This window comes from Nocardia heshunensis (assembly GCF_054782115.1).
In genome coordinates, this window is record NZ_BAAGTC010000005.1 from 602663 (window position 1) to 621833 (window position 19171).

Annotated in this window: 18 protein-coding genes; 10 read left to right on the top strand and 8 right to left on the bottom strand. The window is 68.4% G+C overall.

The window, feature by feature from the left end; genetic code table 11:
* Positions 1 to 65: 65 nt before the first annotated feature.
* The 5 genes from ACYVN4_RS21600 (at position 66) to ACYVN4_RS21620 (ending at position 8364) form a co-directional block, all read left to right on the top strand.
* Entirely contained in the window at positions 66 to 872 is an 807-nt protein-coding gene (locus ACYVN4_RS21600; RefSeq protein WP_460723756.1) for an amino acid-binding protein, read from the top strand.
* A 144-nt stretch (positions 873 to 1016) separates the two neighbouring features.
* Positions 1017 to 2483 carry an ABC1 kinase family protein gene (locus ACYVN4_RS21605; protein WP_460723757.1) on the top strand — a complete coding sequence of 489 codons (1467 nt, stop codon included), beginning with the start codon at positions 1017 to 1019 and terminating at the stop codon, positions 2481 to 2483.
* Between the two features lie 136 nt (positions 2484 to 2619).
* A complete protein-coding gene (locus tag ACYVN4_RS21610; RefSeq protein ID WP_460723758.1) occupies positions 2620 to 4170 on the top strand; it encodes a flavin-containing monooxygenase in 1551 nt (516 codons plus the stop codon).
* Positions 4171 to 4199: 29 nt separating this feature from the next.
* Entirely contained in the window at positions 4200 to 6770 is a 2571-nt protein-coding gene (locus tag ACYVN4_RS21615) for an SDR family NAD(P)-dependent oxidoreductase (protein ID WP_460723759.1), read from the top strand.
* A 31-nt stretch (positions 6771 to 6801) separates the two neighbouring features.
* Positions 6802 to 8364, top strand: coding sequence for a flavin-containing monooxygenase (locus ACYVN4_RS21620; protein WP_460723760.1), 1563 nt, complete (start codon positions 6802 to 6804; stop codon positions 8362 to 8364).
* Here ACYVN4_RS21620 and ACYVN4_RS21625 read toward each other — a convergent pair.
* Both ACYVN4_RS21625 and ACYVN4_RS21630 read right to left on the bottom strand, forming a co-directional pair.
* Positions 8346 to 9686: an ABC1 kinase family protein gene (locus ACYVN4_RS21625; protein ID WP_460723761.1), complete on the bottom strand. Its 1341-nt coding sequence runs from the start codon at positions 9684 to 9686 to the stop codon at positions 8346 to 8348. The two genes, ACYVN4_RS21620 and ACYVN4_RS21625, sit on opposite strands and share 19 nt — an antisense overlap.
* A 111-nt stretch (positions 9687 to 9797) precedes the next feature.
* Positions 9798 to 10253 (bottom strand): SRPBCC family protein, encoded by a 456-nt coding sequence (locus ACYVN4_RS21630; RefSeq protein ID WP_460723762.1) that lies wholly within the window; start codon positions 10251 to 10253, stop codon positions 9798 to 9800.
* 104 nt (positions 10254 to 10357) lie between these two features.
* Between ACYVN4_RS21630 and ACYVN4_RS21635 the strand changes: the two genes are divergently transcribed.
* Positions 10358 to 10894: a hypothetical protein gene (locus ACYVN4_RS21635; protein ID WP_460723763.1), complete on the top strand. Its 537-nt coding sequence runs from the start codon at positions 10358 to 10360 to the stop codon at positions 10892 to 10894.
* A gap of 31 nt (positions 10895 to 10925) precedes the next feature.
* Positions 10926 to 11315, top strand: a complete 390-nt coding sequence (locus ACYVN4_RS21640; RefSeq protein ID WP_460723764.1) for a RidA family protein — start codon at positions 10926 to 10928, stop codon at positions 11313 to 11315.
* A gap of 6 nt (positions 11316 to 11321) precedes the next feature.
* Here the strand turns inward: ACYVN4_RS21640 and ACYVN4_RS21645 are convergent, their stop codons facing one another.
* From ACYVN4_RS21645 to ACYVN4_RS21660, 4 genes are all read right to left on the bottom strand, one after another.
* Entirely contained in the window at positions 11322 to 11978 is a 657-nt protein-coding gene (locus ACYVN4_RS21645) for a hypothetical protein (RefSeq protein WP_460723765.1), read from the bottom strand.
* A gap of 51 nt (positions 11979 to 12029) precedes the next feature.
* Entirely contained in the window at positions 12030 to 12437 is a 408-nt protein-coding gene (locus ACYVN4_RS21650; protein ID WP_460723766.1) for a hypothetical protein, read from the bottom strand.
* A gap of 5 nt (positions 12438 to 12442) precedes the next feature.
* The gene (locus tag ACYVN4_RS21655) at positions 12443 to 12964 is read right to left on the bottom strand and encodes a hypothetical protein (protein WP_460723767.1); all 522 of its coding nucleotides are present in this window, start codon (positions 12962 to 12964) and stop codon (positions 12443 to 12445) included.
* A 63-nt stretch (positions 12965 to 13027) separates the two neighbouring features.
* Entirely contained in the window at positions 13028 to 13687 is a 660-nt protein-coding gene (locus ACYVN4_RS21660; RefSeq protein WP_460723768.1) for a lysophospholipid acyltransferase family protein, read from the bottom strand.
* A gap of 239 nt (positions 13688 to 13926) precedes the next feature.
* On the opposite strand from ACYVN4_RS21660, the gene ACYVN4_RS21665 reads away from it, so the two are divergent.
* Entirely contained in the window at positions 13927 to 14163 is a 237-nt protein-coding gene (locus tag ACYVN4_RS21665) for a hypothetical protein (RefSeq protein ID WP_460723769.1), read from the top strand.
* A 4-nt stretch (positions 14164 to 14167) separates the two neighbouring features.
* Here ACYVN4_RS21665 and ACYVN4_RS21670 read toward each other — a convergent pair whose 3' ends face one another.
* Together ACYVN4_RS21670 and ACYVN4_RS21675 are read right to left on the bottom strand one after the other, a co-directional pair.
* Positions 14168 to 15550, bottom strand: a complete 1383-nt coding sequence (locus ACYVN4_RS21670) for a HAMP domain-containing sensor histidine kinase (protein ID WP_460723770.1) — start codon at positions 15548 to 15550, stop codon at positions 14168 to 14170.
* Complete coding sequence (locus ACYVN4_RS21675) at positions 15547 to 16209, bottom strand: response regulator transcription factor (protein WP_460723771.1); 663 nt, start codon at positions 16207 to 16209, stop codon at positions 15547 to 15549. Before ACYVN4_RS21675 ends, ACYVN4_RS21670 begins: the two co-directional genes overlap by 4 nt.
* A 75-nt stretch (positions 16210 to 16284) precedes the next feature.
* Here ACYVN4_RS21675 and ACYVN4_RS21680 point away from each other — a divergent pair, with 75 nt between their 5' ends.
* Together ACYVN4_RS21680 and ACYVN4_RS21685 are read left to right on the top strand one after the other, a co-directional pair.
* Positions 16285 to 18237 carry a glycoside hydrolase gene (locus ACYVN4_RS21680; protein ID WP_460723772.1) on the top strand — a complete coding sequence of 651 codons (1953 nt, stop codon included), beginning with the start codon at positions 16285 to 16287 and terminating at the stop codon, positions 18235 to 18237.
* Positions 18234 to 19151 carry an endonuclease/exonuclease/phosphatase family protein gene (locus ACYVN4_RS21685; protein ID WP_460723773.1) on the top strand — a complete coding sequence of 306 codons (918 nt, stop codon included), beginning with the start codon at positions 18234 to 18236 and terminating at the stop codon, positions 19149 to 19151. Before ACYVN4_RS21680 ends, ACYVN4_RS21685 begins: the two co-directional genes overlap by 4 nt.
* Positions 19152 to 19171 lie beyond the last annotated feature (20 nt).

Genomic DNA, 19171 nt, shown 5'->3' on the forward strand with positions numbered 1-19171 from the left:
ATTCCGTCACCGGGTCTTTACACCGCACCACCGTGCGGAAATCTTGCTCGCGCACTGTGGTGAATATGAGGCAAACCGAGATTCACGCGCTGGCGTGCGAAGTGTGCGGTCGACTGCCCCATCCTCCGCGTACCCGGATGGCGCTGGCCAAGCTTGCCGCGGCGCTGCCGGTCGAGCTGGCGCTGCACGCCTTCGTCATCCACCTCGAATTACCTTTTCTGGCAACGGTCTCCATTCTCGCCGTGGCCGCGACGATCCTGGTCATCTGGGTCGTCGAGCCGGGCGCGATGCACTATCTGGGTCGCTGGCTGCACGGCCGGGAGCTGCGGAACCGGCATCGGCTCGACAGTGCCGAGCAGCTCTGGCGCATCCGGGTGCGCCTGGACAACAAGCCCGGCCGCCTGGAGCTGCTCGCCAAGCAGCTGGCCGACCGGCGGGCCAATATCCTCGCCGTGCACGTGCATCACCTGGAGAACGGCGTGCTCGACGAACTGGTGGTGTCGGCACCGGCGGAGGTCGGGTCATCACGGCTGACACACGCCATCTCCCGGGCGGGCGGTATCACGGTCGGCATCTGGCCCGCCTCGGCGCTGACCCTGGTGGACGGCCAGACCCGGGCGCTCGGGCTGGCCGCGCGGGTCGCCGGTGACCCCGCCGAACTACCGCTGGTGATCGCGGAACTGCTGGGCGCGCAATACGTCCCGGATCCCGACCCGGACCGGGTCCCCGGCGGCACCCTGCTGGAGATCGATCCGCCCGACCACCTGACCCCGATGACCTTCCTGCGCACCGGGGAGCCGTTCACCCCCGCCGAGATCGCCCGCGCCCACCGCTTGACCGATCTGGCACTGGTAGCCGCCCGGCAAACCTGAGGCCCGGCGAATCCTCCTCCGCTTTCCCAGCATTCGAGATGGCCGTACCGCTGCGTCCAAGACTCCGTACCGCCGGGTTTCACTTCGTGGCACACTTCCTTGATGCGCACGTGATCGGCAGGCGCACAAGGGGTTGGTATATCGATGAGTTTTCGGCGCAGCGGTGCTCGACGAGGAGATGCCGACGTCGGCGGGAATCCGCCCGCCCGCAAGGCAGTTCGCACGGCCAAACTGGCCAGCGTGCCGATCGCCTTCGCCGGGCGGCGGGTGGCCGGGGCGAGCAAGCGGGCGCTGGGGCGACCGGCCGACGAGGTGGATCGCGAGATCCAGCTGCGCACCGCCCAGCACCTGGCCGATGTGCTGGGCGAATTGAAGGGCTGCGCCGCCAAACTGGGACAGATCCTGGGCATCTATGAGCTGGCGCTGCCGCCGGAGCTGGCCGGACCGTACCGTGCGGCCCTGAGCGAGCTCCAGGATTCGGCCCCGCCGATGCTGCCGCGCACCGTCCACACCGTGCTGGCGGAGTCGATGGGCCCGGACTGGCGGGACAATTTCCGCGAATTCGACGACCGCCGCGCCGCCTCGGCCACCATCGGGCAGGTGCACCGCGCGATCTGGCACGACGGCCGTCCGGTGGCGGTCAAGGTGATGTATCCGGGCGCCCGGGCCGCGATCGACAGCGATCTGCGGCAGCTGCGCGGATTGTCCTGGCTGGCACCGGTTTTCGTGCCGCATACCGATGGCCCGGCGGTGATGGACGAGCTCGCCGAATGCCTGCGCGCGGAATTGGATTTCGTGGCCGAGGCGGAGAATCAGCGCCGTTTCGCCGAGGCGTACGCCGATGATCCCGATTTCCGGATCCCCCGGGTGCTGGACCAGCGCGGTGATGTGATCGTCAGCGAATGGCTGGACGGCATTCCCGTCTCGCGCGTGATCGCCTCGGGCGCCCAGGCGGAGCGCGACCGGGTGGGCATGCTCGCGATCCGGTTCTTCTGGTCCTCGGCGCCCCGGACCGGTCTGCTGTACGGGGATCCGCATCCCGGCAATTTCCGGGTGCTGCCCGATGGCCGGCTGGGCGTGGTGGATTTCGGGGCGTGCCCGGTGTGGCCGCCGGCCCAATTCCCGGCGCTGGTCCACGATCTCGCGGATGCGCTGATCAACGGCGGCCCGGCGGAACTCGACACGATGGCGCGCCGGCACGGATTCATCGACGGCCCCCGCGGTCTGGACAGTGCCGCGCTGGCCGCGAAGCTGCTGCCGTTCACCGCGATCCTGCGCGACGACACCTTCCGGGTGGATATCGAGTGGCTGCGCGGCCGCACGCTCGACGCCGTGAGCCCGAAATTGAGCAATGCCTATCGGCAACTGGGGGTGCCCGCCTATCTGATGCCGTTCCAGCGAGCCCTGGTCACGCTGTTCGGGCTGGCGGCCCAACTCGAGACCACCGGGCCGATGCGCGATGAGATTCTGCGCTGGTCACCGGAGTTCCGCGCGGTGATGGACCGCTACCGATTGCGCACCGACGAGCCGGACGCGAATCGTCCGACCGATCTGGCCGCGGTGCGACGGCGGCGCGCGGGCGCCCTGACCTCGGATGTCGCCGCGGGCTGAGGACACCGGGCGCGTCCACCGGCCCCGTCGCGAGATCATTGCTGCCACACCGGGTCTTGATCACTGTCCCAGACAGACTTACTCTGGTGGAACAGGCGCAGCGCAGCGCCGGAGTCTGTCCGGAAGGTCCCACGTCGTGACCACTGCATCCAATGACACAACCAAGCTCCCGGCCCCGGACCACGAGGTGGCCGTCATCGGCGCGGGGCCCGGCGGCATCGCGGCGGGCGTCAAGCTGAAGCGGGCCGGGGTGCGCGACTTCGTCATTCTGGAGCGGGCCGACGAGGTGGGCGGCAGCTGGCACGAGAATCACTATCCGGGACTGGAAGTCGATATCCCGTCGCTGGCCTACCAGTACTCCTTCGCCCGAAATCCGGACTGGAGCAGGCTGTTCGCCTCCGGCGCGGAGGTGAAGCGCTATCACATGGCGGTGGCGCGCCGCTTCGGGCTGTATCCGCACATCCGCTTCGGCACCACGGTCTCCGGTGAGGAGTGGGACGAGGACAACCACTGCTGGAAGCTGCACCTCGAGGGCGGCGGGGTGACGACCGCACGGTTCGTCATCAGCGCGGTGGGCGCGTTCATCAGCCCCAAGGTGGATCCGGGCATCGCAGGAATCGCGCAGTACCGCGGCAAGATTCAACGCCCCTCCGACTGGGACGACAGCTACGACCTGCTCGGCAAGCGGGTCGCCATCATCGGCACCGGGGCCAGTTCCGTGCAGATCACCCCGGCCATCGCGGGCACGGTCGGCAGTCTCGCGGTCTACCAGCGCACCCCGGTGTGGTGTGTGCCCAAACCGAATCCGCGGATCCCGCGCGCGGTGCGGGCCGTGCTGCGCGTGCCAGGCGTGCAGGCCGGTGTGCACGGTGCGGCCCTGGTGGTGGTCGATGCTGCGCTGCGAACCATGTCGAACGCGCCCATGCCGGTGGTCCGGCCGACCATGCGTGCCATCGACGCGACGGCCATTCGCGGGTATCGCGGGTTGCTGCGACTCATGGTGCGCGACCCGGAGATTCGCGCGGGCCTCACCCCCGACTACGGCCCGATCGCCAAACGGCCGACCGCCAATACCGGGTATCTGCTGGCCTTCAATCGCCCCAATGTCGATCTGGTGACCACGCCGATCGAGCGGTTCACCGAGTACGGCATCCGCACCACCGACGGCGAGGAACGCGAGTTCGACATGATCGTGCTGGCCACCGGCTATCACGTCTTCTCCGATCCGGAGACCTACACGCCCGGCATGGTGCTCGGTCGGGACGGCCTGGATCTCGGCAAGTACTACACCGAGCAGGGTTTGCAGGCGTACGAGAGTGTCTCGCTGCCCGGCCTGCCCAACCGGTGGACGCTGGTGGGCCCGTATTCCTGGTCGGGCAGCGGCTGGCATGCCTTCGTCGAGATGACGGCCGACCATGCGGTGCGGGCGATTTCGGAGGCGCGCCGCCGCGGCGCCACCTTCGTGGCGGTCCGGCAGGAGGTCGCCGACGCCTACCACCGGCGGATCTACCGGCACGGTGCGGCCATGCGCTTCTACCTGAGCGAATTGAACGCGCACGTGCCGACGTACTACCGCAATTCGCAAGGCGACAGCACCTACATCCGTCCGACGGGCTTCTTCTCGGCGCGCCGCGCGCATCACCGATTCCCGTTCTCGGACTACGAATTCGACCGTCTGACCGCCTGAACGCCCGCTCGACAAGGAAGTCGTGCCCCATGATCGAACTGCCCAAGTCCGTCCGGATCGCGCTGGGCGCCACCGGATACGGCATCAGCGACCGCCGCCTGGCCCCGGCCGTGACCGGCAAGGTGATCCTCGTGACCGGCGCGTCCTCGGGCGTCGGCCGGGCCACCGCGCTGCGGCTGGCCGCCAATGGCGCGACCGTGATCGCGGTCGCCCGCCGCACCGCCCTGCTCGAGGAATTGCGTTCGGAGACCGCCGATCTCCCGGGTTCGATGCACCCGTATCCGGCGGATCTGTCGAACCCCGATACCTGTGCCGCGTTGATCGATCGGGTGCTGGCCGATCACGGCCGGGTGGATGTGCTGGTCAACAATGCGGGCAGGTCCATTCGCCGCTGGCTGTCGGATTCGCTGGACCGCTGGGACAATTTTGACGACACCGCGCACATCAACTATCTGGGCCCGGTGCGCTTGGTGCTGAGTCTGCTGCCGTCCATGCGGGCTCGACGCCAAGGCCACATCGTCAATATCAGCACCGCCGGTGTGCACGGTCCGGCCGTCGGTTGGACCGCCTACATCGCCTCCAAGTCGGCGTTCAACTCCTGGTTGCGCGGCGCGGCACCGGAATTGCGGGCCGACGGCATCCGCGTCACCAGCGTGCATCTGCAACTGGTGCGCTCGGAGATGCTGGGGCCGTACCGGATCTACCGCTACACCCCGAGCATGTCGACCGAGGAGGCGGCGGGCCTGGTGTGCCGGGCCATCGTGGATCGGCCGCTGGCGATTCGCCCGTGGTGGGAGCGGGCGAGCGCGCCACTGTCGTATGCGCTGGACAATTCCCGTGCGGCGCAACGCATGCTGACGATCTACGCCAAGGCGGGCAACTGGAACAACCGTCCCGTGGACTGGGCCGGGCCGATCGGGCGGGTCGAACAGGCGGTGAATCTGCTCGACGACGCGGTGACGGTGGCGGGCTGGATCCCGGCCAGTGGGGCGTTGACCCTGCTCCCACCCACCCGGATTCCGCAGCTGGCCTGGTCTTTACGCGGCGGCGTCGGATTGGCGACCGCGCTCTCGGCCTTCGCGGCCCGGTTTCCGGACCGCCCGGCCGTCATCGATGACGATGGTCCGATCACCGCGGCCGAACTGGATCGCCAGGTGCAGCGGCTCGCGGCGGCGTTGCGGGCGCGCTGGGGTGTGCGGCGCGGGCAGCGGGTCGGGGTGCTGTGCCGCAATCATCGCGGGTTCGTGCTGGCGGCCTATGCGGCCGCGCGGCTTTCGGCGGATCTGGTGCCGTTGAACTACGGGTTCGCCGGGCCGCAGATCGGCGAGGTGCTCGACCGCGAACGCGTGGAGGTGCTGCTTTACGACGGCGAATTCCACACGGAGATCGAGAAATCCGGGTACGGCGGACACCGGGCGGTGGTGCGCGGCGCGGCGGGCGGGCTGCCGACGGTGGCGGAGCTGGTCGGGGCGGGCGGCCCGCCGGTGCGCGAACCCGCGGCCGGGGGCTCGCTCATCCTGCTGACCGGCGGCACCACCGGGGTGCCCAAGGGCGCGCCGCGGCCGATGGGTGTGGGCGCGGCCGGGCCCATGCTGGCCGGGCTGCATCCGCGCATGGTGCTGGCGCTGGCGGATCTCGCTCGGGTCGAGCCGATTCCGCGGCTCGGGCAGCCGATGGTGATCGCGCCGCCGCTGCATCACACCTACGGTTTCCTGGCGCTGGCCGCCGCGTTCCTGCTCGGTTCCACCGCGCTGGTGCACGAACGGTTCGACGCCGAGACGGTACTCGCCGATATCGAACGCCACAGTGTGCAGATCGCCTGCCTGGTGCCGACCATGCTCAAACGCATCATGGATCTGCCGCCGCGTGACCGCCACGGCTATCACGTGGAGAGCCTGCGCATGGTGATGTGCGGGGCCGCGCCGCTGCCGCCGTGGCTGGCCACGGCGTTCCAGGACGAGTTCGGTGAGGTGCTGTTCAACGGTTACGCCTCCACCGAGACCGGGGCCGGAACCCTGGCCACGCCAGCGGATCTGCGGGCCGCGCCCGGCACGGTCGGCCGCCCGATGACGGGGATCGTGGATATCCGCATCGTCGACCGCGACGGCCGCGAGCTGCCGCCCGGGGTGACCGGCCGCATCATCAACAAGAACCCGAGCATGTTCCACGGCTACAGCGACGGCCGCACCAAGGAGATGGTCGGAAAGCACATGGACTCCGGCGATCTCGGGCATTTCGACACCGAAGGCCGGCTCTATATCGACGGCCGCTCCGACGACATGATCGTCTCCGGTGGCGAGAACGTTTTTCCGCAGGAGGTCGAGGAGGCGCTGCTGGCGCATCCGGCCGTCGCGGACGCCGGGGCGGTCGGGGTGCCCGACGACGACTTCGGGCAGCGGCTGGCGGCGGCGGTCGTGCTGAAGAACGGGTCGCGCACGAGTGTCACCGCGCTGCAACGGCATATCAAGACCACCCTGGCCAATTACAAGGTGCCACGCGAGATCGTTTTCGTGCCCGAGCTGCCGCGCACCACGGCGGGAAAGCTGCGGCGGCAACAACTTCCGGAGGTCATCGCGCAGGCGACGGCCCCGGTGCTCTGAACCGATCGATCCTGGATTCGAGGTCTGCATCATGAGTTCCACCAACGGTTCTCGCCATGGCTCCGCACCGTCACCGACCCACGAGGTCGTGATCGTCGGTGCGGGTCTGGGCGGTATCGGCGCGGGTGTCGCGCTGCGCCGGGCCGGGGTCGAGAATTTCGTCCTGATCGACAAATGGGACCGGGTCGGCGGGACCTGGCTGGCCAATACCTATCCCGGCGTGGCCGTGGATGTGCCGTCGCCGGTGTACAACTTCTCCTTCCAGCCGCGCTCGCAGTGGTCGCGGTTGTTCGCGCCCGGCGTCGAATTGCAGCGCTACGCCGAGGAAGTCGTCGACAAGCAGGGGCTGCGCGACAAGCTGCGGCTGGGGTCGGGGGCGGTGCGGGGCGTGTTCGACGAGCAGCAGGATCTGTGGCGGATCGGGCTCGAGGACGGGTCGGAGCTCACGGCCCGGTATGTCATCGGCGCGGTCGGCGGGCTCGAGCAGCCGCACAAACCGGAGATCGCCGGGATCGACGAGTACACCGGCAAGATCATGCACAGCTCCCGCTGGGATCACGACTACGACTATCGCGGCAAGCGGGTGGCGGTGATCGGCACCGGGGCGACGGCCTTGCAGGCGATTCCCCAACTGGCCAAGGATGTTTCGCAGCTGACGGTCTATCAGCGCCGCGCCATCTGGATCGGGCCGAAACCGGATTTCCCCATGGGCGCCACGGCCAATGCGGTGCTGAATTTCGCGCCGCTGCAATATCTCATCCGGACCGTCGGCAATGTGGGCGTGAATGCCGGGCTGGGTGCGGGGCTGGCCATCTCGAATTACCCGCGCATCACCTCCGCCGGGCTGACGGTCGCCGAAACCGCCATGAAAGCTTACCTTTTCAGTCAGGTGCGCGACCGGGAGCTGCGCCGCAAGCTCACCCCGGACTATCGCTTCGGCTGCAAGCGGCCCTCGATCTCAAACGACTACTTCAAGACGTTCACGCGTTCCCACGTGGATCTGGTCACCGACGGCATCGAGCATTTCACGCCGACCGGCATCGTCAGCGCCGACGGGCGCGAGCGGGAATTCGATATGGTGTTGTGCGCCACCGGATTCAAGGTCATGGAGAAGGGCTTCACGCCCCCGTATCCGATCTACGGGCGGGACGGGCTCGAACTCGGCGAGTTCTGGGATGCCAATAGATTCCAGGCGTACCAGGGTGTTTCGGTGCCGAAGTTCCCGAATGCCTTCCTCATCGTCGGCCCCTACGCCTACGCACCGGGTTCCTATATCCCGCTGATCGAATCGACCTCGGCGCATGCCGCCCGTGTCATCAAGGAGGCACGGCGGCGCGGCGCGACCCGGGTGGAGGTGCGGCAGGAGCCGCACGATCGGTACTTCGCTCGCATGGACGAACGGGCCAAGAAGACCCACCTGTTCACCCAGGGCTGTGTCAGCTCGAACACCTACTACATCAATTATCAGGGCGACGGCGCGGCGTTCCGGCCCTCGACACAGCTCGAAATGTACTGGGAAAACCGGCATTTCCCGCTGAGCGACTACCGGTTCACCACCACCTCCGTGCGAGTGCTTCAGGACGCGACGTCCTGAGCGCCACCGAATTCGGGGACCCATTTCTCGACCAGCTCGAGGAATGGGCCCTGCGCGTCGAGTTGGGAACAGATGCCGACGATGCCGCCGAAAACGCGGGACAGCATGGCGTATTCGGGCCGGTCGGCGGGGACTCTCAGAGCGCGGGCATTGGTCAGGGAGATGTTCTCCGGCTCCAGTGAGCGCGCCACTTCCTCTTGCAGGAATGCCCGGCTGAAGTGGAAGTCGTGGCCGTCGACGCGCTCACGGATCGGTTCGATGCGGCGCGCGATGACCGCCATGTCGATGGGTGCGCCCGGTTTCACGAATCCTTCCGCACGCAGCACCGCCTCCAGCGCGTCGTAATCGCCCGCCAACGCGCAGCGGGCCAGGCGTCCGACCGCGCGCGGAATGCCGTCGGGGGTTTCGGTGCAGGCGCCGAAATCGATGACGCCCAAACGATTGTCGGGCCGCAGCTGGAAATTGCCGGGGTGCGGATCGCTGTGCAGCGCGCCGACCCGGGTCGGTGTGCAGAGCGCGAATTCGGCCAGCAGCAGTCCGGCCCGGTCGCGGTCGGGCCGTGATCCGTCGGCGATGATGCGCGAGAGCGGGGTGCCGTCCATCCATTCGGTGACCATGACCTTCGGGGCCGCGGCCACCACGCGCGGCACGAAAAACCTTGGGTCACCGGCGAATCCCTTGGCGAAGCGGCGCTGGTAGGCGGCCTCTAGCCGATAGTCGAGCTCATCCTCGGTGCGGGCCAGGAACTCCTCGATGAGCTGCCGGGCATTGGTTCCGGCCAGGAGCGTGTTGAACGCACCCGAAACCATCTGCAGCATCTTGAGATCCGCGCGCAGTGACTCCTCGGCCTCCGGATATTGGACCTTGACCGCAACGTCGCGGCCGTCGTGCCAAGTGGCCCGATGTACCTGTCCAATGCTGGCGGCGGCCACCGGCACCTCGTCGAATCGGGTGAAGCGCCTACGCCATCCGGTGCCCAGTTGCAGATCCAGCATGCGGTGGGTGTCGGCCACCGGCATGGGCGGGGCCTCCTGCTGCAGCCTGGTCAGCGCCTCCCGGAAGTGGTCGGCGAAGCGCGGCGGCACCCCGGCCTCGGCGACGCTGAGCGCCTGGCCGAGTTTCATCGCCCCGCCCTTGAGTTCGCCGAGCACGGCAAAGACCTGGTCGGCGGCATTGTCGAGCATCTCGTCGGTGATGGATCCGCGTTCGGCGCCGGCCAGCAGGCTCTTGCCGGTGGCGGCGACCCGCTGCGCCATGAGCGTCGCGGGAATGCTCGCCACCTTCGCCATCCGGGCGATGCCTTTTCTCCTGAGTCCGGCCACGTCGGCGATCCTTCCTACCGAGATCCCCACCCCGTCTCAGACAGTTTAGAAGTTTCGGCAGGCCAGGTCGATCACGCCGAGGTCCCGATCAGCAGGCCGGGACCGGGCGGCTCACCCCTTCTCCGCCAGCGCCGCAAGGCGATCCAGCGACGCGAACAACATCTCCGGGGTGGTGGCCCGCGCCCGCAGCAGCCGCTTCTCGTCCCGCAGGTTGGTCCAGTCGTAGGTGTGCCGGACCCGAGTCAGGTTGTCCCCCAACGGCTCCAGCTCCCACCGCCACAGATGCCCCGGCGGCTGCGCGCCCGGTTCCGCGGGCAGCCAGGCGATCCGCCGCGCCTCCTCGAACTCCACCACGTGATTCTCCCGAACCACCCCATTGGTCAGCACCATCTCGAACACCTCCCCCACACCCCGAACCCGCTGCCCCGCTGCCGCGCTCGCCAGATTGTCGTTCCCATCCCACCGAGGCTGTTCGGCCGGATCTGCGATCAGCCCGAAAATCGCCCCGGCCCCCACCGGAACCTCCCGCTGCACCGACACAATCGTCCCTTGCCCGCTCTCACTCATGCCTCCGATCGAACCACCGAACCCACCTCCCGGGCCAGTAGCGGCCTGCCGGACCGGTGTTAGCGTGAGGCCCGAAGGAGGCCGGTCCGCTGCCGGGTACGGGGATGATCTACGAGGAGCGCTACGGCTTCACTCCAAAAGCGGTTCTGGTGCTGCTGATCGCGGCCGGGTTCACGGCGGCGGCGATCGCCATTCCCGATATGCCCGTGCTGATGCGCATCGGCAGCCTCGTGCTGTTCGGTCTGAGCGGTCTGCTCCAACTCGCCACGGTGCTGTCACGCAAGGTGGCCCTGCGGGCCGATGCGTCCGGCATCACGCTCGGCGGTCAGTTGCTCCGGTATCGGGCGGCCACCAAGCACGTGCCGTGGTCCGAGGTGGAGGCGATCGTGCTGTGGCGGCAGTACTCGGCTTCCAACATCCCCTGGCTCGGTGTGCTGCGGCGGGCCGACGCGCCGCCCCTGTACACGCCCAAGTCCGAGAGCGGGCGGGCCGTGCAGTCGGCCGCCTCGGCGTTGAGCGGCGCACCCGACAGGCGACTCCTGCAGTGCGCCAAGAACATCAGCGGCTGGAAGGTCGACCTGGACCGGCTGACGGCGGCCTTGGCGACAATCGCCCCGCACGTACCAACCGCTGACCCGTAATCCATTTGCCTCGCGGGGCAGAATGGGGCGGGTGACGAGTCGACAGATTGTTTCTTCGGGTGCGGCGTGGGAGCCGGTTGTGGGTTACTCCCGGGCGGTCCGCGTGGGGCAGTGGGTTTCGGTGGCCGGGACCACGGCGGCGAACCCCGAGGGTGGGGCCGTGGGTGGGGAAGATATCGGCGAGCAGACTCGGGAGGCGTTGCGGCGCATCATCGCTGCCCTGGCCGAGGTGGGGGCCGGGGTCGAGCATGTGGTGCGGACCCGGATGTTCGTCACCGATATCAGCCGGTGGGAGGAGGTCGGCAAGGCGCACGGTGAAGTGTTCGCCGATATCCGCCCGGCCGCCAGCATGCTCGAGGTCAGCGCCTTGATCGACCCGGCGCTGCTGGTCGAGATCGAGGTCGACGCGATCGTGGAGTGACGCCGCTCAGTCGGTCGCGGAGGTCCTGATCCAGGGACCACCGGCGGTGGTGCGGGTGCTCTCGGAGCCCGGTTGCATATCCAGCACGGCCATGAGGGTGGGGTCCTCGTCCACGGCGTGGTAGAGGTGGCCGATGTGGCCTTCGCTGGCCGCGTCGCTGGTGCCGATCAACTGCCAGAGGTCGTCATCGTCGTCATTGCTGACGTAGAGAATCGGCTCCCGCTGCTCGAAGACTTCCGGGGTCTGAATGCAGCGGGTCCCCAACAGCCAGTGCCGCATCCACCATGCGCGCGGGTCACGCTGCATGACATTGTCGACGACCCACCAGATGAACGGCAGATCCTGATGGGCGCGGGCCTGCTCGGCGGTGAAGTCGGGGCCGCCCTGCGGCACCTGCTCGAACGGGTCGTCCACGAGGGCGAAGGCATGCGTGCCCTCGTGCTCGAACACCACCGCGTGAAAGGTTGCGCCACCAGGATTCCCGGCCCCGATTCCGACGCTGAAGCGACCCGCATGCGGGTCCGCGCCGGTGGTCCAGCCGAAGGCATAGGACGCGAGTTCGCCTCCGGGACCGATGAACTCGCCGAAGGCCCGGCGGTCCATTCCGGTCACGTCCGCGGTCGGGACTTCGAGCAATCGGCCGGGAATGACTTGCACGTTCACCCGGCCGACCCTAGCGGCATACCCCGACACGTCCGCCGTTCGCTCGATCGATCAGCTGCCGACGTACCGCTTCAGGATGCCCTGCAGCGAGTTGGGGTCGACGATATTGACTGCCAGGGAGGCGGTTTGGGCGCCCTGGGTGGCGGTGAGGGTGTAGTTGCCTGCCTTCTGCGGAGTCCAGATCACGCCGGAGAAGCCGCCACAGCAACTGCCGGGGAGCGTGATCGTGCCGAGAGAGGCACCATCGACGGCGACGGCGATGGGCGTCGACCAGTCGGTCAGGTTGCCGACCGAGACACGGCAGGACTCGCCTGCTAGTTCGCAGCCGTAGACGTCGGCAGTGGCACTCGACGTCTGGACGGTGAAACTGGCTGCGGCGGTGGCGGTTCCGGTGGCCAGTGGGACGACGGCGGCCAGTGCGGCCGCCGCGGTCGCCGCAGGACGCACGACCTTGCTCATCGTGATCAATGCACATCACCCGAGATACAGCCCGCAGAGCCCGAGACCGAGCTCGTCCGACCGGATCCCGTATTGCAGATCAGCCCGGTGACGAAGTTCTCGAATCGCTTGGTGACCGCCTCCGGACCGTTGTTGTCGATGATACGTACGGTGATCGACTGGTTCTGGGTGCCCTGTTGCATGCTGACGACGTGTGAGCCAGCGGTCTGCGGGGTCCAGACGGTCATGAACTTGCCGGGTTCGATGGTGCCGGAGCTGGCCACGGGAGCGCCGGTGGCCAGCGCCTTTCCATCCACGCTGAGGGTCACGGGGGTGGACATGTCATAGACGTAGGCGGTCAGGTCGCAGGCTTGCGCCGTCGCCTCGCAGGCCAGGAGATCCGGGCCCCCACCCACCCAGATGTTGTCCTGTCCCGGGCCGTTGTCGGTTCCCGATGCGGCCGTGGCCGTTCCGATCGAAAGCGGGATCATCGCTGCCGCCAGTGCTGATCCGATCGCAACGTAGCGAGTGGTCTTCGTCGTGCTCATGGCCGAAAGTATTTGTGAGGCATTGCTGTTTCACAAGACTTTCGGGGACCCAGTTTTTCGGGGCTACACCCGCAGGTCCTCGATGCGCTGACGCAGGTGATCGAGCAGCTTGTCCGGATCATCGAAGTCGGCGGGGTCGATGGCCGCACCGAAGTGAATGGTGACCGGGTGGCGGCGATCGAAAGCGGGACCGTCGCCGCGCGCCCGCCGGGTGGGCAGCACTCCGTCGGTACCCGTGGTGGCGACCGGAATGATCGGAACACCGGTGGCCAGGGCCAGTTTCGCGACCCCCGGCTTGTAGGGCTCGCGCTCACCGGGCGCGACCAGTCGCCCCTCCGGGTAGATGATCAGCACTCCGCCGTGGCGCAGAATTTGCTCGGCCTGCGCGGTCGCGGCCCGACCCGACTCGGAATCGCGGCGCACCACCGGAATCTGACCGAGTCGGCGAACCAGCCAACCGACCACGGGCCACGACCACAACTCGGCCATGGCGATCGCGACGGCGCGGCGGCGCAGCGCTCCCCAGAGGAAGACGGCATCGAGCATCGAGAGGTGATTGCTGGCCACGATGGCCGCGCCGGAGGCCGGCACGTGCTCGCGTCCGATCACGGTGACGTGCACAAAGTTCGACCAGGCCAGGGTGCGCAGGATGCGGCGGACCAGATGGGTGGCGACCCAGGCGCGCTTGCCGAGCCCCTTCGGGCGTCGCGGATTGTCGTTCATCATGCTCCATATCGGCCGTCCGGCAACGGGTTCCATCCTTGTCGCACGGCGGGCATGGCACCACCGCAGAACTACTCAGGTGAACATCGAGCGACAAATAGATAGCCGTTAGCTATCACGACATTTCGGGCGTAGCCTGGGTGTTGCGGTGATCACCGCACCTCGGAAAATCACTCGGTAATAAAGGCTCGCGTGCTGCCATGGCCGGAAACTGGTGGCGGAACACCATTCTGTATCAATTGTCTCGATCGCCGACCAGCGCGGCGGTCATCTTCCTCGCTCTCGACGACGGTAGCGAGGTCATCACCTTCCCCAGGCTCAACTGGGGCATCGTGGCCACCGCCGCCGCAGCGGTGCTGGGCACCGCCATCGGACTCATGGTCCTGGTGAGTTCCGCCCACTTCGACGAGCCTCCGAGTCCGGTCCCCACTCCACCGGCGTCGTGTGCGCCGTTCTGCCCCGCACCGACACCGTAGTTCGCTATTCGGGGAAGGTCAGCGTGAAACACGTACCACCGGAATCTGATTCGACGGTGATCTCGGCATCGTGGAGTCCGGCGACCTGCGCCACGATGGCCAGCCCGAGACCGTGCCCCGGCGTCGCCCGCGCCGCGGGCGAGCGGTAGAAGCGATCGAAGATGTGCGCTTGGTCCTCGGCCGGAATCCCGGGGCCCGCATCGCGCACCGACAGTGCGCGATCGGCGACGCCGAGCCGCACCGTGCCGCCCGGCGGGCTGAACTTGGCGGCATTGTCGAGCAGATTGGTGATCGCGCGCGACAGTCGCGCGGGCGCGCCCAGGACGGTCACCGCATTCAGGTCCGCCTCGAATTCGAGTGCGGGCCAATGCCGTCGCGCCGTGGTGAGGCAGTCGGCGGCCAGCCGGTCCAGGCGCAGATCCTCGAGGGTCTCGCGGACCGCCTCCGGGTCGTCGGCGCGGGCCAGGTCGATGAGGTCGGTGACCAGGCCCGAGAGTTCCTCGGACTGCACCCGCAGCGCCGCCACGGTCGCCTCGAGATCCGCGGGCGGCATGCGGTCGGCGCGGCGCAGCAGGTCGATATTGGTGCGCAGGGCCGTGAGTGGGGTGCGCAGTTCGTGCGAGGCGTCGGCGACCAGCCGCTGCTGGGCGGACCGCGCGTCGCGCTCGGCGGTCAGTGCCGCGTCGAGTTCGTCGAGCATGGTGTTGACGCTGGTCGCCAGCCGGGCCAGCTCATCGGATCCGGAGACCTCGATGTGATGCTTGGGATCTCTTGTGCGAGCTACTCTTTCGGCCGCCTCGGTCAAGGTGACCACGGGGTCGAGGGCCCGGCGCGCCAGCACGATGCCGAGGACGGCGGCCAGCGCGAGCCCGGCCGCCGCTGCGGCCAACAGGGCAAGGCCGACTCGGCGCTGTCCGGTGTCCACCGAGTCCGCGCGCTGGGCCACCTGCACCGCACTGCCCGGCTCCAGCTGGATGGTGTACATCCGCATGGGGTAGCCGTCGAGGCTGAAGTCGGTGAAGAAAGGATCAGCGGATCCCGCTGCCACAGAACGGGTTTGTGCATCGACCGGCAGTGACTGATCGGGTATGTGTTCGGAGCGAATGCTGCCGTCCGCCGCGACCACCTGCACGCAACTCGGCGCAGCCAGGTACTGACACGAGCCGGAGATCGCCGCCACCGAGGGCTCGGCCGGGAACTGCCGCGCGATGCGCGTTGCCTGCCGCCGCAGGCTCAGATCGAGGGTGCTGTTCAATTCGTGCCCGACCACGAAGTAGGCGGCCGCCGCCATCCCCGCCAGCGCCAAACCCATGGCCAGCACGAAGAATACGGCGATTCGCCCGCGCAGCCCGAGCCGGTTGCGCGCCCCCGGACCCGATGAGGTCACGACGGCCCGACCCGGTAGCCGACCCCGCGCACGGTATGGATCAACGCGGGCTCCCCGTCGACCTCGAGCTTGCGCCGCAGATACCGGATGTACACCTCCAGCGAGTTCGACGAATTGTGCCCCCACACCCGGTCGATCAGGGTTTCGCGCGGCAGCGCCTGTCCGGCATTGCGCAGCAGCACCTCGAGCAGTGCGAATTCGGTTCGGCTGAGCTCGATTTCGCGGCCGCCGCGCCTCACGGTGTGAGCGGTGGTGTCCAACACCAGGTCCACACTGGAGAGCACCGCCCCGTCCTCGGGGTAGGTGCGCCGCAGCAGCGCCCGCACGCGGGCCAGCAACTCATCGAGATCGAACGGCTTCACCAGGTAGTCGTCGGCACCCGCGTCGAGCCCTTCGATCCGGTCGGCGACCGCGTCGCGCGCGGTGAGCATGAGGATCGGGGTGCGGTCGCCGCGCCCGCGCAGGGTGCGGCAGGCGGTCAGGCCGTCCATGAACGGCATGGCCACATCCAGCACCACCGCCTCCGGCTGCCAGCGGGCAATCTCGGTGAGCGCGGTCGCGCCGTCCCCGACGCCGCGGGTCTCATAGCCTTCGGAGGTGAGGGCGCGCACCAGCGCCTCCCGCACCGCGGCTTCGTCGTCGACCACCAGTACCCGCATCCCACGGATCATACGGACGACCACCACCTGCACTTTCTCATCCAACTCTCATTTCGTTCGGTGAGCGTGGCTGGCATGAGACTTCGGATATCGCATCGCGCCGCGGCCGTCCTGGCCGTGCTCGGGATCGCCGCGGCCGGGCTCACGGCCTGCGACCGGAACCCGAACCCGCCGACGCCGCGCGTCAACGGCAAGTACGTGGTTATCCCGGTCGAGGGTGGCTCCGCCCAGGTGGACACCACGACGCTGGGCGTCACGGCGAACGCCGCGGGCACGAGCTACGAGCTGACCGCACCCGTCGGCGAGGCCCTCGGCACGACCGGGCCGGTGAAGGTGGCGGACGCGACCGCGACCTGGACCTACCCCGATCGCGGGCTGACCGTGTCGGCCGCCGCCGAGGACGGGCGGCTGCGGGTGACCGTGCACAGCGACCGGGACGGCACGCTGCGCTGGCCGATCACCGGCCGCGACGAGGCGGCGGCCGCCCTGCAGATTCCCCGTGGCGAGGGCCTGTCGCTGCCGGTCCGCGACCCGTTCTGGAACGGCCCCGACACCGGCCTGGTCGGCGAATCCCTGCCGCTCACCTCGGGATTGACCATGCCGTTCTGGGGCTACCGGATCGGGGCGCGCGGGGCCGGGTACATCGTGCCGACCGATATCGGCAGCAGCCTCACCGTCAGCTCGGATGGCGGGCGGCTGATCGCTTCGGGCACACACGATTTCGCGCCGAGTGCGGGCACCGGCGACTATACCGTGGATTTCGCGCTCACCGACGATTCGCCCGTGGCCGCCGCGCAGGACTACCGCGCCTGGCTGATCCGGCACGGCCAATTCCGTTCCCTGCGCGACAAGATCCAGCAGAACCCCGAGATCGGCAAGCTGTTCGGGGCGTTCCACGCCTATTTGTTCGGCGACGCGAAGCAGCCCGATACCGTCCGGCGGTTGCACGAGCTAGGCCTGTCGAAGATGTGGCTGGGCTACGACTCCGGGGACGACCCGATGTCCGCCGCCGCCATCGCCGCGGCGAAGGACGCGGGATACCTTGCCGGCCCCTACGATTCGTGGGCCAATGCCCAGGAACCCGCCACCGCCGACAATCCGTCCTCCCGCTGGCCGGGTACCGTCTGGCCGCAAGGGTGCGTCCACGCCGCCGATGGGACCCCGGAAACCGGGTTCGGCAATCGCGGCTGCTATCTGAGTTCCGAGGCGTTGAAACAGGATCCGGCACTGTACCGGGACCGCTATGCCGCCATGACAGCCAATGGCGCGAACAGCTATTTCCTCGATGTGGATGCCGCGGGTGAGTTGTTCGACGACCACTCGCCCGCCCATGCGATGACGCAGGCGCAGGACCGGGCCAATCGCCTGGACCGGATGCGCTGGCTGGCCGAGGACCGCAAGACCGTGCTCGGTTCCGAGGCGGCCGGTGCCTGGGCCGCGCCGGTGCTGGCGTTCGATCACGGTGCGCAGAACCCGATTTCGGATCGCCTGTGGCGCCTGCAGCGCGACCGGCAGAGCTGGGGTGCGTGGTATCCGGAGACCGCGCCCGGCGTGTTCTTCAAGCCGGTCGACCTGCCCGCCGACCTGGTCACCGCCATGTTCGACCCGGTCTATCGGGTGCCGCTCTACGAGACGGTGCTGCACGATTCGCTGATCAATCTGGATCGCTGGGAGCTGTCGTATTACAAACTGCCGCAGCAGGAAACGATGCGGGCGTTGACGGCCGTGCTGAACAACACGCCCCTCAACTTCGTGCTGGACGGTGCCACGGTGGCGCAGCACGGTCCCGAAATGGCGCGGCTGCAACAGTTTTTCGCTCCCCTGCACGAGCGGGCGGGCACCCTGCCGATGACGGAATTCCGTTGGCTGACCGACGATCATCTGGTGCAGCACAGCGTCTTCGGCGACGGCGAGCTCACCGTCACCGCCAACTTCGGCACCATCGACCACGACGGGTTGCCCGGCGGCTGTGTCGACGCCCAGTTGAAGGGTGATTCCGCGCCCCGGCGATTGTGCCCGGCCCGATGAGACGCGCCGGAACGCTCGTATTCGTTGCCGCGGCAGCACTTCTCACGCTGCTGCTGGCCGCCCACGATCGGATCCCGGACGTGTTCGGGCTCGGCGTTGCGCTCGACACCGCCGCACCTTGGCTGATCGTGCCGGTTCCGGTGCTGGCGGTGGCGGCCGTCGCGTGCCGCCGACCGGCCGGGGCCGCGGCCTGTATCGCGCCGCTCCTGGTCTGGGCCTACACCTTCGGTGGCTGGTGGGCTCCGACGGCGAGGGCGGCCACGCCGGGTGCGGGAACGGTATCGGTGGTGTCGCAGAACCTGTTCGCCGACAACTCGACTCCGGAGGCGACCGCGCGGGCACTCGCGGCGACGGGTGCGGATCTGCTGGCCGTGCAGGAGCTCGGCGGCACCGATCGCGCACCCGTGCAACGGGTCCTGGATGCCGTCTACCCCTATCGCGAGGAACGCGGCACGGTGGCGTTGTGGAGTCGCTACCCGACCTCGGATACCACCGTCGCCGATGTCGGGATCGGCTGGCAGCGCGGTCTGCGCACGCATGTGGCGACGCCGTCGGGTGATCTGGTCGTGTACGTCGTGCATCTCCCGTCGGTCCGTCCGGCCGATACCGCCACCCGCAATCGGGGATTGCGGATCCTGTCGGGCCAGCTGGCTTCCGACCCCGCGCCGCACATTCTGGTTGCCGGTGATTTCAATACCGCGAGCACAGACCGCGCGTGGCGGTCCTTCGCGCCCGGCTACACCGATGCCCGGCCGGATGTTGGACCGGGGTTCACCTGGCCTGCGGCGTTCCCGGTGGCGCGGCTGGATCACCTACTGCTGCGGGGCCTCACGCCCACCGGTGCCGCGGTGCTGCGGTTGCCCGGCCCGGATCACCGGGCCGCGACCGCGACCTTCGCGTTTCCCGTCCGATGACGGATTCGGTGACCGGTCGT

What these genes read in the sequence shown, in the direction of transcription:
- ACYVN4_RS21600 (WP_460723756.1), top strand. Translation starts at nt 66, where the DNA reads ATGAGGCAAACCGAGATTCACGCGCTGGCGTGCGAAGTGTGCGGTCGA.
- ACYVN4_RS21605 (WP_460723757.1), top strand. Translation starts at nt 1,017, where the DNA reads ATGAGTTTTCGGCGCAGCGGTGCTCGACGAGGAGATGCCGACGTCGGC.
- ACYVN4_RS21615 (WP_460723759.1), top strand. Translation starts at nt 4,200, where the DNA reads ATGATCGAACTGCCCAAGTCCGTCCGGATCGCGCTGGGCGCCACCGGA.
- ACYVN4_RS21620 (WP_460723760.1), top strand. Translation starts at nt 6,802, where the DNA reads ATGAGTTCCACCAACGGTTCTCGCCATGGCTCCGCACCGTCACCGACC.
- ACYVN4_RS21630 (WP_460723762.1), bottom strand. Translation starts at nt 10,253, where the DNA reads ATGAGTGAGAGCGGGCAAGGGACGATTGTGTCGGTGCAGCGGGAGGTT.
- ACYVN4_RS21635 (WP_460723763.1), top strand. Translation starts at nt 10,358, where the DNA reads ATGATCTACGAGGAGCGCTACGGCTTCACTCCAAAAGCGGTTCTGGTG.
- ACYVN4_RS21650 (WP_460723766.1), bottom strand. Translation starts at nt 12,437, where the DNA reads ATGAGCAAGGTCGTGCGTCCTGCGGCGACCGCGGCGGCCGCACTGGCC.
- ACYVN4_RS21655 (WP_460723767.1), bottom strand. Translation starts at nt 12,964, where the DNA reads ATGAGCACGACGAAGACCACTCGCTACGTTGCGATCGGATCAGCACTG.
- ACYVN4_RS21660 (WP_460723768.1), bottom strand. Translation starts at nt 13,687, where the DNA reads ATGAACGACAATCCGCGACGCCCGAAGGGGCTCGGCAAGCGCGCCTGG.
- ACYVN4_RS21675 (WP_460723771.1), bottom strand. Translation starts at nt 16,209, where the DNA reads ATGCGGGTACTGGTGGTCGACGACGAAGCCGCGGTGCGGGAGGCGCTG.
- ACYVN4_RS21680 (WP_460723772.1), top strand. Translation starts at nt 16,285, where the DNA reads ATGAGACTTCGGATATCGCATCGCGCCGCGGCCGTCCTGGCCGTGCTC.
- ACYVN4_RS21685 (WP_460723773.1), top strand. Translation starts at nt 18,234, where the DNA reads ATGAGACGCGCCGGAACGCTCGTATTCGTTGCCGCGGCAGCACTTCTC.